At 68.0% G+C, this 14,457-nt stretch carries 13 protein-coding genes; 5 read left to right on the forward strand and 8 right to left on the reverse strand.

From position 1 onward, the window contains the following. The first annotated feature begins 142 nt into the window (after window positions 1–142). The 5 genes from BIX52_RS04940 (at window position 143) to lpdA (ending at window position 7,669) form a co-directional block, all read left to right on the forward strand. A complete protein-coding gene (locus BIX52_RS04940) occupies window positions 143–682 on the forward strand; it encodes a DUF1810 domain-containing protein (RefSeq protein ID WP_083660068.1) in 540 nt (179 codons plus the stop codon). A 93-nt stretch (window positions 683–775) separates the two neighbouring features. After that, window positions 776–3,742, forward strand: coding sequence for a 2-oxoglutarate dehydrogenase E1 component (locus tag BIX52_RS04945; protein WP_075219805.1), 2,967 nt, complete (start codon window positions 776–778; stop codon window positions 3,740–3,742). A 253-nt stretch (window positions 3,743–3,995) separates the two neighbouring features. Next, window positions 3,996–5,543 (forward strand): 2-oxoglutarate dehydrogenase complex dihydrolipoyllysine-residue succinyltransferase, encoded by a 1,548-nt coding sequence (gene odhB, locus BIX52_RS04950; RefSeq protein ID WP_075219806.1) that lies wholly within the window; start codon window positions 3,996–3,998, stop codon window positions 5,541–5,543. A 221-nt stretch (window positions 5,544–5,764) separates the two neighbouring features. Continuing rightward, complete coding sequence (locus BIX52_RS04955; protein WP_075219807.1) at window positions 5,765–6,175, forward strand: MAPEG family protein; 411 nt, start codon at window positions 5,765–5,767, stop codon at window positions 6,173–6,175. A 93-nt stretch (window positions 6,176–6,268) separates the two neighbouring features. Next, on the forward strand, window positions 6,269–7,669 hold the full coding sequence (gene lpdA, locus BIX52_RS04960) for a dihydrolipoyl dehydrogenase (RefSeq protein ID WP_075219808.1): 1,401 nt from the start codon (window positions 6,269–6,271) through the stop codon (window positions 7,667–7,669). Window positions 7,670–7,973: 304 nt separating this feature from the next. Here the strand turns inward: lpdA and BIX52_RS04965 are convergent, their stop codons facing one another. From BIX52_RS04965 to trpB, 8 genes are all read right to left on the reverse strand, one after another. Then, a complete protein-coding gene (locus BIX52_RS04965) occupies window positions 7,974–8,264 on the reverse strand; it encodes a LapA family protein (protein WP_075219809.1) in 291 nt (96 codons plus the stop codon). 12 nt (window positions 8,265–8,276) lie between these two features. Continuing rightward, window positions 8,277–8,624, reverse strand: a complete 348-nt coding sequence (locus BIX52_RS04970) for an integration host factor subunit beta (protein WP_075219810.1) — start codon at window positions 8,622–8,624, stop codon at window positions 8,277–8,279. Next, window positions 8,617–9,585 carry a signal peptide peptidase SppA gene (sppA, locus tag BIX52_RS04975; RefSeq protein WP_075219811.1) on the reverse strand — a complete coding sequence of 323 codons (969 nt, stop codon included), beginning with the start codon at window positions 9,583–9,585 and terminating at the stop codon, window positions 8,617–8,619. Before sppA ends, BIX52_RS04970 begins: the two co-directional genes overlap by 8 nt. Window positions 9,586–9,748: 163 nt before the next feature. Further along, window positions 9,749–11,077 carry a bifunctional folylpolyglutamate synthase/dihydrofolate synthase gene (locus BIX52_RS04980; RefSeq protein WP_075219812.1) on the reverse strand — a complete coding sequence of 443 codons (1,329 nt, stop codon included), beginning with the start codon at window positions 11,075–11,077 and terminating at the stop codon, window positions 9,749–9,751. A gap of 4 nt (window positions 11,078–11,081) precedes the next feature. Continuing rightward, the gene (accD, locus tag BIX52_RS04985; RefSeq protein WP_075219813.1) at window positions 11,082–12,059 is read right to left on the reverse strand and encodes an acetyl-CoA carboxylase, carboxyltransferase subunit beta; all 978 of its coding nucleotides are present in this window, start codon (window positions 12,057–12,059) and stop codon (window positions 11,082–11,084) included. Next, entirely contained in the window at window positions 12,056–12,874 is an 819-nt protein-coding gene (trpA, locus tag BIX52_RS04990; RefSeq protein ID WP_075220189.1) for a tryptophan synthase subunit alpha, read from the reverse strand. Before trpA ends, accD begins: the two co-directional genes overlap by 4 nt. Beyond that, window positions 12,871–13,185: a hypothetical protein gene (locus BIX52_RS23190; protein WP_170126394.1), complete on the reverse strand. Its 315-nt coding sequence runs from the start codon at window positions 13,183–13,185 to the stop codon at window positions 12,871–12,873. The genes trpA and BIX52_RS23190 overlap by 4 nt, the downstream gene beginning before the upstream one ends. Next, window positions 13,185–14,411 (reverse strand): tryptophan synthase subunit beta, encoded by a 1,227-nt coding sequence (gene trpB / locus BIX52_RS04995; RefSeq protein WP_075219814.1) that lies wholly within the window; start codon window positions 14,409–14,411, stop codon window positions 13,185–13,187. The genes BIX52_RS23190 and trpB overlap by 1 nt, the downstream gene beginning before the upstream one ends. Window positions 14,412–14,457 lie beyond the last annotated feature (46 nt).

The following is a 14,457-nucleotide window of genomic DNA, read 5'->3' on the forward strand; positions in this document are numbered from 1 at the left end:
CGGCGAGAGCCCGGAGTGGGATCCGGCCGAGCGGGACAGGCCGGATCGGGACGAAGACGACGACGAAGCGGCCCACGCCGCAGCGCGCCGCCGGTCGCGCCGCCGGCCGATGGCGCGGCAGACGGCGGCGCCGGTCCCTGCGATGCCGATCGTCTACAACCTGGACCGTTTTCTCACCGCCCAGGCGCGCGATTTCACCACCGCGATCGCCGAGCTGAAGTCCGGCTACAAGGCGACGCACTGGATCTGGTACGTGTTCCCGCAGCTCGCCGTCCTGGGCCGGTCGGCCACGGCGAAGCTCTACGGCATCGCCTCGCGCGAGGAGGCGGCCGCCTATATGGCGCACCCGGTGCTGGGCCCGCGTCTCGTCGAAGCGGCGGCCGCGGCGCTTTCCTCGGGTGTGACCGATCCGCACGCCCTGTTCGGCACCCCGGACGACCTCAAGGTACGCTCCAGCCTCACCCTTTTCCTCGACGTCGCCCCGGGAGAGGCGGTCCTTCAGAGAGCCCTCGACATCTTCTACGGCGGCGAAAAAGACCCGCTGACCCTGGTCGAGCTGGAGGGTCCCGACGAGGATGAAGATGACGCCGATTGGGACACGCTCAAAGATGAGGCTGACACGCCTGAAGATCAGGCGTCCGAGGCCGATTGGGCAGAATCTCGCGGCAAAGCACGGACGTGACTTGACTGTGGCTGCGCAACGGCGCGTAGACGCTTCAGATTCTGTCCCGGAGTCCCTATGCTAGAGGGGCTTCAAAACTCACGGACCCCTGCCATGGCTCGCCAAGACGCGAACGCCGCGTTCCTCAACACCTCCTTCCTCGATGGCGCCAACGCCGCATACCTGGAGCAGCTCTACGCCAGGTATCAGGTCGACCCCACCTCGGTGGATGCGGGCTGGCAGGCCTTCTTCGCCGGGATGCAGGACGATTCCCACGCCGTCGAAGTCCAGGCGAAGGGCCCGCGCTGGGCCCGCGAGGACTGGCCGGTGCCGATGAACGGCGAGCTCGTCTCCGCCCTCGACGGCAATTGGGGCGAGATCGAAACCCGCGTGAAGGAAAAGGTGGCGGAGAAGGCGCAGAAGAGCGGCCAACCCGTCTCCGAGGGCGACCTGCGCCGGGCCGCCCGCGATTCGGTGCGCGCGATCATGATGATCCGCGCCTACCGCATGCGCGGCCACTACCACGCCCAGCTCGACCCGCTCGGCATCGCCGGGATGACCGACGAGGAATTGTCCCCCCGCGCCTACGGTTTCGAGGGTCCCGACCTCGACCGGCCGATCTTCCTCGACAACGTGCTGGGGCTCGAATTCGCCACCGTGCGGCAGATGCTCGCCATCCTCGAGCGAACCTACTGCCAGACGATGGGCGTGGAGTTCATGCACATCTCGGACGGTTACGAGAAGGGCTGGATCCAGGAGCGCATCGAAGGGCCGGACAAGGCGATCGCCTTCACCGTGGAAGGCCGCAAGGCGATCCTCAACAAGCTCGTCGAAGCGGAGGGCTTCGAGAAGTTCCTCGGCGTCAAATATACCGGCACCAAGCGCTTCGGTCTCGACGGCGGCGAGGCGGTGATCCCGGCGCTGGAACAGATCATCAAGCGCGGCGGCAATCTCGGCATCCGTGACATCGCGGTCGGCATGGCCCACCGCGGCCGCCTCAACGTGCTCGCTCAGGTGATGGGCAAGCCGCTGCGCGCCATCTTCCACGAGTTCAAGGGCGGCTCCTTCAAGCCCGACGAGGTCGAGGGTTCGGGCGACGTGAAGTACCATCTCGGTGCCTCGTCCGACCGCGAGTTCGACGGCAACAGCGTCCACCTGTCGCTGACTGCCAACCCGTCCCACCTCGAAATCGTCGACCCCGTCGTGCTTGGCAAAGTGCGCGCCAAGCAGGACCAGTTCGGCGACACCGACCGCAGCCAGGCGATGGCGCTCCTCCTCCACGGTGACGCGGCCTTCGCCGGCCAGGGCGTCGTCGCGGAATGCTTCGGCCTCTCGGGCCTGAAGGGGCACCGCACCGGCGGGTCCATCCACGTCATCATCAACAACCAGATCGGCTTCACGACGAACCCGCACTTCTCGCGCTCGTCGCCCTACCCGTCCGACGTTGCGAAGATGATCGAAGCGCCGATCTTCCACGTGAACGGCGACGATCCGGAAGCCGTGGTCTTCGCGGCGAAGGTGGCCACGGAATTCCGCCAGAAGTTCCACAAGCCCGTCGTCATCGACATGTTCTGCTACCGCCGCTTCGGCCACAACGAGGGTGACGAGCCGGCGTTCACGCAGCCGATCATGTACAAGAAGATCCGCCAGCATCCGACGACGCTGGAGATCTACGGCAAGCGCCTGGTCGACGAAGGCGTCGTCTCGAACGACGAAGTCGAGAAGATGAAGTCCGACTGGCGCGAGCACCTCGACGCCGAGTTCGAGGCCGGCCAGTCCTTCCTGCCCAACAAGGCCGACTGGCTGGATGGCCGCTGGAAGTCGATCAAGCCGGGCCAGGACGCGGACGATCCGCGCCGCGGCCACACCGGTGTCGAGATGGACGAGCTGAAGTCCGTGGGCGAGAAGCTGACTACCGTGCCGGAGGGCTTCCACGTCCACCGCACCGTCGGCCGTTTCATGGATGCGCGCCGCAAGGCGATCGAGACCGGCGAGGGCATCGACTGGGCGACCGCCGAGGCGCTGGCATTCGGCACGCTCCTGAAGGAAGGCTATCCCGTCCGCCTGTCCGGCCAGGATTGCGAGCGCGGCACCTTCTCGCAGCGCCACTCGGTGCTTTACGATCAGGAGAGCGAGGAGCGTTTCATCCCGCTCAACAACCTCGCCCCCGAGGGTGAGCAGAAGCGCTACGAGGTCATCAATTCGATGCTCTCCGAGGAGGCGGTGCTCGGCTTCGAGTACGGCTATTCCCTCGCCGAGCCGGACTGCCTGACCCTGTGGGAAGCCCAGTTCGGCGACTTCGCCAACGGCGCGCAGGTGGTGTTCGACCAGTTCATCTCGTCGGGCGAGCGCAAATGGCTGCGCATGACGGGCCTCGTCTGCCTGCTGCCGCACGGCTACGAAGGCCAGGGTCCCGAGCACTCCTCGGCGCGCCTGGAGCGCTTCCTGCAACTTTGCGCGGAAGACAACATGCAGGTCGCCAACTGCTCCACCCCGGCGAACTACTTCCACATCCTGCGCCGCCAGTTGAAGCGTGAGGTGCGCAAGCCTCTCATCCTGATGACGCCCAAATCGCTGCTGCGTCACAAGCGGTGCGTGTCCACCTTGGACGAGATGGGGCCGGATTCGACCTTCCACCGCGTCCTGCTCGACGATGCGCAGATGGGCCGCACCGGCGACTTCAAGCTGGCGAAGGACGAGGACATCCGCCGCGTCGTCCTGTGCTCGGGCAAGGTCTATTACGACCTTCTCGAAGAGCGCGAGAGCCGCGAATGCGACGACGTCTATCTCCTGCGCGTCGAGCAGCTCTATCCGTTCCCGGCGAAGTCGATCGTCAACGAACTCAAGCGCTTCCCGAACGCCGATCTCGTCTGGTGCCAGGAAGAGCCGGCCAACATGGGCTCGTGGACCTTCGTGTCCCCGTACCTCGACTGGTGCCTGACGCAGGTGAAGATGGCCTCGCAGCGGCCGCGTTATATCGGCCGCCCAGCCGCCGCATCGCCGGCGACGGGCCTTGCCAAGCGCCACACGCAGCAGCTCGATGCCTTCCTCGAGCAGATCTACGGCGAAGGGTCGAAGTAAGGCCGCCGCGGCCTGTCGTCGGACGGGTCGCGACACCTTCACGCCCTCGAGGGCCGGATCCGCAAGGCCCGGCCCACGCCATGCATCAATGAAAGGGCGGGCGGGATAACCAATCCCGGTCAAATCGCCCACCGACGGGAACCGATGCTTGCCTCCAGGCTTGGTTCAGTTCAAAACGCCACGGGTCCGGTGCGGTTGTGCGGCACCCTACCGGCCCGACAATCGCCGCCGCCACGATTGCGACAAGAACGCCATGACCGAAATTCGCGTCCCGACCCTGGGTGAGTCCGTCACCGAAGCCACCATTGCCAAGTGGTTCAAGGCAGAGGGCGACCAGGTCGCCGCGGACGAGCCCTTGCTCGAACTCGAAACCGACAAGGTGTCCGTCGAGGTGCCCGCCCCCGCGGCCGGCACCCTGTCGGAAATCACCGCGAAGGACGGCGAGACCGTCGAGGTCGGGGCCCTTCTCGGCCAGATCTCCGAGGGCGCCGGCGGTGCCAAGGCCGCTGCGGACAAGCCTGCCGAGAAGCCGGCGGAGAAGCCCGCCGCCGCGTCCGGCAACGGCGCCGCGCCCTCCGGCGGTGCCTCCTCCGGCGGCGCCACGACCGAGGTGCGCGTCCCCACCCTCGGTGAGAGCGTGACCGAGGCGACGGTCGGCCGCATCATGAAGGCCGCCGGCGACACCGTCGCCGCCGACGAGCCGATCTTCGAGCTCGAGACCGACAAGGTCGCGGTCGAGGTTCCGGCCCCCGTCGCGGGCACCCTCTCCAGCCTCTCCGTCAAGGAAGGCGACACGGTCGAGGTGAACGCGCTGCTCGCCACCATCGGCGGATCCGGTGCGGCCGCGGCGCCGAAGGCCGAGGCGCCCAAGGCCGCTGCCGCCCCCGCTCCCACAGCGTCCGGCGACATGCCCGCCGCCCCCTCCGCCAAAAAGGCGATGGCCGAGGCCGGCCTCTCCGAGTCTCAGGTCTCCGGCTCCGGCAAGCGCGGCCAGATCCTGAAGGGCGACGTCCTCGCGGCGATCGAAGGCGGCGCCACGGCCCCGGCCGGCGCCTCCGCCCCTGCCGCATCCGCGCGCCCCGCCGCCCCGGCGGACGATGCCGGCCGCGAAGAGCGCGTGCCGATGACGCGCCTGCGCCGCACCATCGCCAAGCGCCTGAAGGACGCGCAAAACACCGCCGCCATGCTGACGACGTTCAACGACGTCGACATGACCGCCGTCATGGACCTGCGCAAGCAGTACAAGGACGTGTTCGAGAAGAAGCACAAGGTGAAGCTCGGCTTCATGGCCTTTTTCACCAAGGCCTGCGTGCATGCGCTGAAGGAGATCCCGGCCGTCAACGCCGAGATCGACGGCAACGACCTGATCTACAAGAACTACTACCACATGGGCATCGCCGTCGGCACCGATAAGGGCCTCGTCGTGCCGGTGGTGCGCGATGCCGATCAGCTCTCCTTCGCCGACATCGAGAAGACCATCGCCAGCTACGGCAAGAAGGCGCGCGACGGGCAGCTCAAGATCGAGGAGATGCAGGGCGGTACCTTCACGATCACCAACGGCGGCATCTACGGCTCCATGATGTCGACGCCGATCCTGAACGCGCCGCAATCGGGCATCCTCGGCATGCACCGGATCGAGCAGCGCCCGGTCGCCATGAACGGGCAGGTCGTCATCCGGCCGATGATGTATCTCGCCCTCTCCTACGATCACCGCATCGTCGACGGCAAAGAGGCCGTGACCTTCCTGGTGCGCGTCAAGGAAGCGCTGGAAGACCCGCAGCGCCTGCTGCTCGACCTCTGATCCGGCGAGCACCGCGCGCCTCGCCCCGCACCGACGACGGCCCCGCACTGCGGGGCCGTTTGCATTTCACCCGTCCCCATCGCGCGTGTGCCGGTCACCCGGCCGCCCCGCCGCCATCCTGCCGCGGCCCTGCAACCGGACCGCCGTCCGGACATTGACGTTCACGCGATCCCGACGCATGGCGGTGAGGACACCCGCCCGGCCGCACCAGGAAGCGAACCATGACCGACACCACGAGCACCGAACTCCTCTGCCTCGCGATCGCGGCGCTCCTCGTCGTCTTCTCCATCCTGGCCCCCGCGTTCGGGCGTCTGCGTGCCGACCCCAAATGGGCGTCCGGCAACCGCGACACCGGCGCGCCCGACACCAGCCTCAGGGTCCAGCGTGCCGACCGGGCGGCGCGCAACATCCAGGAGACCTTCCCCGTCTTCGCTGCCTTGACGCTCGCCATCGTGGCGACGGGATTGTCGAGCCCGCTCTCGGCGGCCGGTGCGGTCCTTTATGTCGTCGGCCGCGCGCTCTACTGGCCGGCCTATGTGTTCGGCCTCGGCCCCATCCGCTCGCTCTGCTACGCGGCGGCGATGCTGGGCATCCTCTTGGAGTTCATCGCCCTCTTCACCGCCGTGCTTTGAGGGAAGCTGCTATGCGCGCATCGTGCGGAAAGGCTTGACCCGCCGCCCGATAGCGGACACCTGATCTCCAACGAGTGATCCGAGGAGCGGACAATGGCAGGCTACGACGTAACGGTAATCGGAACGGGCCCCGGCGGCTATGTGGCGGCGATTCGCTGCGCCCAGCTCGGCCTTAAGACCGCCGTGGTCGAGAAGTGGCCGACCTTCGGCGGCACCTGCCTCAACGTCGGCTGCATCCCCTCCAAGGCGCTGCTGCACGCATCGGAGCTCTTTGACGAAGCCAACCACGGCTTTGCCGACATGGGCATCAGCGTCGAGCCCAAGCTCGACGTCGCCAAGATGCTCGCCTTCAAGGACGACGGCGTCGCCGGCAACGTGAAGGGCGTCGAATTCCTCTTCAAGAAGAACAAGATCGACACCTTCCGCGGCACCGGCAGCATCGCCGGCCAGGGTAAGGTCCTGGTGACGGCCGAAGACGGCTCCACCCAGGAGATCGAGACCAAGAACACCATCATCGCCTCGGGGTCCGACATCGCCCGCCTTCCGGGCGTCGAGATCGACGAGAAGCGCGTCGTCTCCTCGACCGGTGCGCTGACGTTGGAGAAGGTGCCGGGTCACATGGTGGTCATCGGCGGCGGCGTGATCGGCCTCGAGCTCGGGTCCGTGTGGCGCCGCCTCGGCGCCAAGGTCACCGTGGTGGAGTTCCTCGACAAGATCCTGCCGCCGGAAGACAACGAAATTTCCAAGCAGTTCCAGCGCATCCTCGGCAAGCAGGGCTTCGAGTTCAAGCTGGGCTCCAAGGTCACCGGCGTCGACACCTCGGGCGACATGCTGAAGGTCACCGTCGAGCCGGCCAAGGGCGGCACGGCGGAGACGCTGGAGGCGGACGTCGTCCTCGTCGCCATCGGCCGCAAGCCTTACACCGAGGGGCTGGGGCTGAAGGAAGCGGGCGTCGCGATGGACGAGCGCGGGCGCATCAAGACCGACGATCACTACCGCACCAACGTGCCGGGCGTCTGGGCGATCGGCGACGTGATCGCCGGGCCGATGCTGGCGCACAAGGCCGAGGACGAGGGCGTCGCCTGCGCCGAGATCATCGCCGGCCAGAAGCCGCACGTGAATTACGAGACGATCCCCTCGGTGGTCTACACCTACCCCGAGGTCGCCTCCGTGGGTCGCACCGAGGAGCAGTTGAAGGCGGACGGTGTGGCCTACAATGTCGGCAAGTTCCCCTTCACCGCCAACGGGCGCGCCAAGGTGAACCGCACGACGGACGGCTTCGTGAAGATCCTCGCCGACAAGAAGACCGACCGCGTTCTCGGCGTCCACATCGTCGGCCCGGATGCGGGGACGATGATCGGCGAGGTGACGCTGGGCATGGAGTTCGGCGCGGCGGCGGAAGACATCGCCCGCACCTGCCACGCTCACCCGACGCTGTCGGAAGCCGTCAAGGAAGCCGCGCTCGCCGTGGACAAGCGCCCGATCCACATGTGATCGGCTGCGGCCGGGACCCAGTCCCGGCCCGTTTCCCACGCATTTCGCTTGGCTCGGCCACTAACCCGGCTTGGCGACTGGCCCAAGTCGGCTCGGGGGCCTCAACCCCATCGTGGTCGAGAGGCTTGCGCGCAGTGTGGATGCGCCGCGCTTTGCCACGGCCGCAGATGCATTGTCGGGGCGGACCTGCGCCCTCCCTCCCCCCGCGCGCGAGTTGGGAAGTGCCAATCTGCGCGGCCAGGTCGAAGCGCGTAAGGCGCGCCGTGACGGCAAGGCCCGCCGTGGCGGCAGGGCGCAACCGCCATCACTCCCCTTTCTGGTGTGACAGAAGGGGCTGTGTCGGAAGCGCATGTCTTCCCGCCGGCCGGGCGGCCACCTTGTGGCGGCGCCGGCGCGTCAGATGCGATGCCATGCCGCCGAGGACGACCCCGACGGCGAGCGCGCCCAAAAGCGCGGCATAGACCGGAAGGTCAACCGCCCGGTCCGGGTTCTGCAGCGGATCATAATAGAGCGTGACCGGGTGCCTGTTGGCCACCGCCAGCCCGACCAGACCCGCCGTCAGGATCAGGGCGAGGACGCCGGACCTGCGGCGCACGCCGCCCCGCCCCTATTCCGCAGCGCGGCTATAGCCATCGTCCGGATCGTCGTCCGCCTTTCCCGAGGCTCTGCCTTGCGCGGCCTCGTTGATCCGGTCGCGCATCTCCTTGCCGGTGCGGAAGAATGGGGCGGCCTTCTGCTCCACCTTCACCGGCTCTCCCGTTCGCGGGTTGCGCCCCACACGCGCATCTCTGATTCGCACAGAGAAAGCGCCGAAGCCCCTCAGCTCGACGCGGTTTCCATCCCTCATCGCGTTCGCGATCTCATCGACGAACGCATTCATCACGCCTTCTACGTCGCGCTGCAGAAGGTGCGGGTTCTGCAGCTGTAGGCGGGTGACCAGCTCGGACTTAATCATTGTTTTTCACCTTAGTGTCCGAAGAAAATGAAGCCTGCCAAAGCGATAAGAGACCGTCAACCGAGCCTGTCGATGGAAATGACGGCAAGGTGATCCCAAGAGCACCCAATATGCGGTCGGCAATGGCGCTGGTCATCCGTGCCGTGAGAGAAAAATCCCGTTCTGCCCGAGGCTTATACGTTTTGATCGGAAGGTTTGGGCTCAGATTGCGGTCCCGCGCCAACCACGCGACGGCCGCATCCTCGCCGCCGATCTCGTCGATCAGGCCGGCCTCCAACGCCTGGGTGCCGGTGTAGATCCGCCCGTCCGCCAGACGGCGCGCCGTGGCCTCCTCCAGCCCCCGCCGCTCCACCACCAGCGAGAGGAACCAGGCGTAGCTGTCGTCCACCACGCTCTGCAGCACGTCCACTGCCTCGGGCGGAGTGCTGCCGAAGGGGTCCGGCTCGGCCTTCAGCGGGCCGGAGGTCACCTTGTCCATGGACACGCCGATCTTGTCGAGCAGCCCGCCCACCTGACCATATTGGATGATGACGCCGATCGACCCCGTGAGGCTCGTGCGATGGGCGACGATGTGGTCCGCCGCCATCGCCGTCATGTAGGCGGCGGAGGCACCCAGCGTGTTGATGTGGGCGACCACCGGCTTGTCGATCGCCACCGTGCGCAGCGCCTCGTAGAGCCGCTCGCCGCCGACGGACGTGCCGCCGGGCGAGTCGATCGACAGGAGCACGGCGGCGACATCGTCGTCCTCGCGCACACTGTCCAACAGCTGCATCAGCGGCCGGTCGGAGACGATCGCCCCGGTGATGGCGATGCGCGCAACGTGCTGGCGCTGCGGCGACAGGGTGACGGCGAGGGTCACCGCCGCGGCGATCCCGGCGAGGACGAAGACGAGGCCGCGCCAGAAGGAGATGCGCCGGGCCTGGCGGCGGCGGTCAAGGATGGCGTCGACGTCCAGCGTCATGGCGGCACTCACTCGCGTGTGTCGCTGCCGGCGCGCGCCGAAGAGACAGGCGATCGCCGAAGCGTGTTCGGTCTTCGTCGGTCGCGTTGGCGCGTCCGGCGGCCGAACGACATGACGGCGCCGGGCGCGCTTCACGCACGGGAGATGAGTTGTAGCACGTTGATTAGACGGGTGGCGTCCCGTTTTGGGCCAGCGCATCGCCCACAAGATAAAGTGATCCGCAGATCACGATGCGCGGCGGCGGCTCGTAGCGCCAATTCTCCGTCAACAGACGGAGCGCCGTGCGCAGCGAGGTCACCGGCTCGGCCGACAGCCCCGCCTCCGACGCCGCCTCGGCCAGTGCCGCCGGAGCAATCGCCGAATCGCTCATCGGCACGTCCACGGTGAAGACGTGGCGCACGAGGCCCGCGAAGTGGCGGAAATAGCCGGCGGGGTCCTTGGTGGTCAGCATGCCGCAGATGAGGAAGAGCGGCCGGGGCACGCGGTCTTCCAGGTCCGCGAGGGCGGCGGCGACGGCCTCCCCCGCGTCGGCATTGTGGCCGCCGTCCAGCCACAGATCCGCGTCCGGCGACGCCCAATCGAGAAGGCGGCCCTTGGTGATGCGGTGCATGCGGCCCGGCCAGTCGACCTCGGTCATCCCCGCCTCCAGCGAGGAGGGATGGTCGAGGACGCCCGCCACCCGCGCCGCAGCGATGGCGGTGCCTGCGTTCACCACCTGATGCCGCCCCGCCAGGCGCGGCAACGGCAAATCGACGAGCCCGCCTTCGTCCTGGAAGACGAGGCGGCCGTTCTCGGCACTCACGGTCCAATCCATGCCGCCGAGGTGCAACGGCGCACGACGGCGCCCCGCCTCCCGCTCGATGATCGCGGCGACGGCCTCCTTCTGCGGCGCCGACACCACCGGCACACCGCGCTTGATGATGCCGGTCTTTTCCATCGTGATCTCGCCCAAGGTCGGCCCCAGGAAGCCGATATGGTCGATGCCGATGGAGGTGAGCACCGCTGCGAGCGGCTTTTCGACGACGTTGGTCGCGTCGAGCCGGCCGCCGAGGCCCGTCTCCAGAACCACCGCGTCGGCCGGGGTCTCGGCGAAGAGGACGAAGGCGGCGGCGGTGGTGATCTCGAAGAAGGTGATCGGCTCGCCCGCGTTGGCGGCCTCGACACGCTCCAGCACCTCGCTCAGCGCGGCGTCGCTCACCAGCCGCCCGCCGCCCTCTTCGCCCGCCGGGGCGGCGAGGCGGATGCGCTCGTTGAAGGCGACGAGGTGGGGCGAGATGTAGACGTGGGCGCGCTTGCCGTCCGCCTCCAGCATCGCCCGCAGCATGGCGGTGACGGAGCCTTTTCCGTTGGTGCCGGCGATGTGGATCACCGGCGGCAGGCGCTTCTCGGGATGGTCCAGCCGCTCCAAGAGGCGCTCCAGGCGGCCGAGCGACAGGTCGATACGCTTCGGGTGGAGCGCGTTCAGGCGCTCCAGGATGGGTCCAGCGTCCATTCGCTCAGGACGCGGCCGGCGCCGTCTCCTCGTCCGGGGTCTCCGGCGTCGGGGAGGCGGTCTCGGCGGGGGCCGGGGCGGCTGCGGCGACGGGTGCGGCCTCGGGCGCCGGAAGCGCCCCGACGGCGAGCGCCGGGCGATGCAGCAGAACGCGCAGGAGGCGGCCCAGGGTCTCCTTCATCTCGTGCCGGTGAACGACGAGGTCCACCATGCCGTGATCGTAGAGATATTCGGCGCGCTGGAAGCCCTCGGGCAGCTTCTCGCGGATCGTCTGCTCGATCACGCGGGGCCCCGCGAACCCGATGAGCGCCCCCGGCTCGGCGATGTGGACGTCGCCCAGCATGGCGTAGGACGCGGTGACGCCGCCGGTCGTCGGGTTCGTCAGCACGACGATGTAGGGAAGCCCCGCCTCGCGCAGGCCGATGAGCGCGGCCGTGGTGCGCGGCATCTGCATGAGGGACAGGATGCCCTCCTGCATGCGCGCCCCGCCGGACGCGGCGAAGAGGATGTAGGGCGTCTTGTCGGCCAGAGCGCGCTCGGCGCCGGTGACGATCGCCTCACCCGCCGCCATGCCGAGCGAGCCGCCCATGAAGGCGAAATCCTGCACCGCCACGGTGACGGGGATCGTCTCCAGTGTGCCTTTGGCGACGGCGACGGCATCGTCGCGCCCGGTCTTAGCGCGGGCATCGCGCAGGCGGTCCTGGTAGCGCCGCTCGTCACGGAACTTCAGCGGATCGTGCGGCACGGAGGGCAGCGGCAGCGGCTCGTAGGCGCCGGCATCGAAGATCGAGGCGAGGCGGTCGGCCAACGGCATGCGCATGTGGAAGCCGGAGCCCGGCACCACCCAGCCGTTCTGCTCCAGGTCCCTGTGAAAGACCATCTCGCCCGTCTCGGGGCACTTGATCCACAGGTTCTTCGGAACGTCCCGCTTCGTCCAGAACGACGAAATCTTCGGGCGGACGACAGACGAAATCCAGTTCATGCAGCAACCTTCCGGGCGTCCCGCACGCCTTTAGCGAGCGCGGCGACGATGGTCTTCGCGGCGTTCACGGCCTCGCCCTCGGGTGCCTTGGCGATGGCGTCGACGATGGCCGAGCCGACCACGACGGCATCGGCCACACGGGCGATCGAGGCGGCCTGGGACGGCGTCTTCACGCCGAAGCCGACGGCGACGGGCAGATCGGTCGACGTCTTCAGCCGCTGCACCGCGGCGCCGACGTCGCTCGCCATCGCGCTCGCCGTGCCGGTGATGCCCGCAATGGACACGTAATAGAGGAAGCCGGACGTGTTGGCGAGCACCGCGGGCAGGCGCTTCTCGTCGGTCGTCGGCGTGGCGAGACGGATGAAGTCGAGGCCGGCCTCACGCGCGGGAAGGCAGAGCTCGTCGTCCTCTTCCGGCGGCAGGTCGACGACGATGAGGCCGTCCACCCCCGCCTCCGTCGCCTCCTCGAGGAAGGTGGCGACGCCGCGATGATAGATCGGGTTGTAGTAGCCCATCAGAACGATCGGCGTCTCGTTGTCGCTCCGGCGGAAGCGGCGCACGAGGTCGAGCGTCACCGTCAGCGAGCCGCCGGCGGCGAGTGCGCGGATCGAGGCGGCCTGGATCGCCGGGCCATCGGCCATCGGGTCCGTGAAGGGCATGCCGATCTCGATGACGTCGGCCCCCGCTTCGGCGAGCCCCACCAGGATGGCGGCGGAGGTCTCGATGTCGGGGTCGGCGGCGGTCACGAAGGTGACGAGACCGGCGCGGCCTTCACGGTGAAGCGCGTCGAAGCGCGTGGCGATGCGGCTCATCAGTGGCCCCTGTGCTTCGTCTGGATGCCGAACAATGCGCCGATGTCGGACGTGTGAGAAATGGTGAAGACCTCGATGCTCTCGAGGGCTTCGACGAACCAGGGGATCGCGCGCAGCCGCTCGATGTTCTGGTAGACGGAGGCGAGCGCATCCTCGCCCGAGAAGACGAAGAAGCGACCGTGCCACCAGTCGCCGCCGTGGGCGAGGAGGACCTTCGACACTTCGCGGTCGGCCCACTGCTCGGGATCGATCTGCGCCGCCGGCATGGCGCGATGCACCGTCGGCAGGTCAAGCATGTAAACGAGCGCGTACACTAGTTGGCCTTCTGCACACGAGCATCGAGGGCCGCGGCGACGGTGTGAACGTCCTTGTCGCCTCGCCCGCACAGGTTCATGACGATGATCTGGTCACGCCCCATGGTCGGCGCAACATCGGCGACGTGGGCGAGGGCGTGGGCCGGCTCCAGCGCGGGCAGGATGCCTTCGGTGCGGGCGAGAAGCTGGAAGGCGGCCAGTGCGTCCTCGTCGCCGATCGGCACGTAGCTGACGCGGCCGGTCTCCTTCAGCCACGAATGCTCGGGGCCGATGCCGGGATAGTCGAGCCCCGCCGAGATGGAGTGGCCCTCGAGGATCTGCCCGTCGCCGTCCTGCAGGAGATAGGTCCGGTTGCCGTGGAGAACGCCCGGCGATCCTGCGGTCAGCGAGGCGCAGTGGAGGTTGCCCTCCAGCCCCTCCCCGCCCGCTTCCACGCCGGTGATGGCGACGGACGGATCGTCCAGGAACGGGTGGAAGAGGCCGATGGCGTTGGACCCGCCACCGACCGCCGCGACGACGAGATCCGGCAGACGCCCCGCCATTTCGAGGATCTGCGTGCGCGTCTCGGTGCCGATGACGGATTGGAAGTCGCGCACCATCGCCGGATAAGGATGCGGCCCGGCGGCGGTGCCGATGAGGTAGTAGGTGTTCTCGACGTTGGCGACCCAGTCGCGCAGCGCCTCGTTCATCGCGTCCTTCAGCGTGCCGGCGCCTGCGGTCACCGGGACCACCTCGGCGCCGAGCAGGCGCATGCGGAACACGTTGGGCGCCTGCCGCTCGATGTCCTTGGCGCCCATGTAGACGACGCACGGGAGACCGAACCGCGCGCATACCGTGGCGGTCGCAACGCCGTGCTGGCCTGCGCCCGTCTCGGCGATGATGCGCGTCTTGCCCATCCGCATCGCCAGCAGGATTTGGCCGATGCAGTTGTTGATCTTGTGGCTGCCCGTATGGTTCAGCTCGTCGCGCTTCAGGTAGATGCGCGCGCCGCCCAGCTCGTCGGACAGCCGCTCGGCATAATAGAGCGGCGACGGACGGCCGATATAGTGCGTGCCGAGGTCCGCGATCTGCGCGGCGAATGCGGGATCCTTGCGCGCATCGTCCCAGGCCTTTTCGAGGTCCAGGATCAGCGGCATCAGAGTTTCCGCGACGAAGCGGCCGCCGAAGATCCCGAAGCGGCCCCGCTCATCGGGTCCATTGCGGAAGGAATTGGGGCGTTCGCTCACCGTTCAGCCTCGCAAGATGGGTGGGGAGGCGGCGGGCAAGATGCCG

The organism is Acuticoccus yangtzensis, assembly GCF_001927245.1.
Taxonomy (GTDB): domain Bacteria; phylum Pseudomonadota; class Alphaproteobacteria; order Rhizobiales; family Amorphaceae; genus Acuticoccus; species Acuticoccus yangtzensis.

Coding starts and splice junctions, on each gene's coding strand:
- BIX52_RS04940 (WP_083660068.1), top strand. CDS start 143: ATGCCGATCGTCTACAACCTGGACCGTTTTCTCACCGCCCAGGCGCGC.
- BIX52_RS04945 (WP_075219805.1), top strand. CDS start 776: ATGGCTCGCCAAGACGCGAACGCCGCGTTCCTCAACACCTCCTTCCTC.
- odhB (WP_075219806.1), top strand. CDS start 3,996: ATGACCGAAATTCGCGTCCCGACCCTGGGTGAGTCCGTCACCGAAGCC.
- BIX52_RS04955 (WP_075219807.1), top strand. CDS start 5,765: ATGACCGACACCACGAGCACCGAACTCCTCTGCCTCGCGATCGCGGCG.
- lpdA (WP_075219808.1), top strand. CDS start 6,269: ATGGCAGGCTACGACGTAACGGTAATCGGAACGGGCCCCGGCGGCTAT.
- BIX52_RS04970 (WP_075219810.1), bottom strand. CDS start 8,624: ATGATTAAGTCCGAGCTGGTCACCCGCCTACAGCTGCAGAACCCGCAC.
- sppA (WP_075219811.1), bottom strand. CDS start 9,585: ATGACGCTGGACGTCGACGCCATCCTTGACCGCCGCCGCCAGGCCCGG.
- BIX52_RS04980 (WP_075219812.1), bottom strand. CDS start 11,077: ATGGACGCTGGACCCATCCTGGAGCGCCTGAACGCGCTCCACCCGAAG.
- accD (WP_075219813.1), bottom strand. CDS start 12,059: ATGAACTGGATTTCGTCTGTCGTCCGCCCGAAGATTTCGTCGTTCTGG.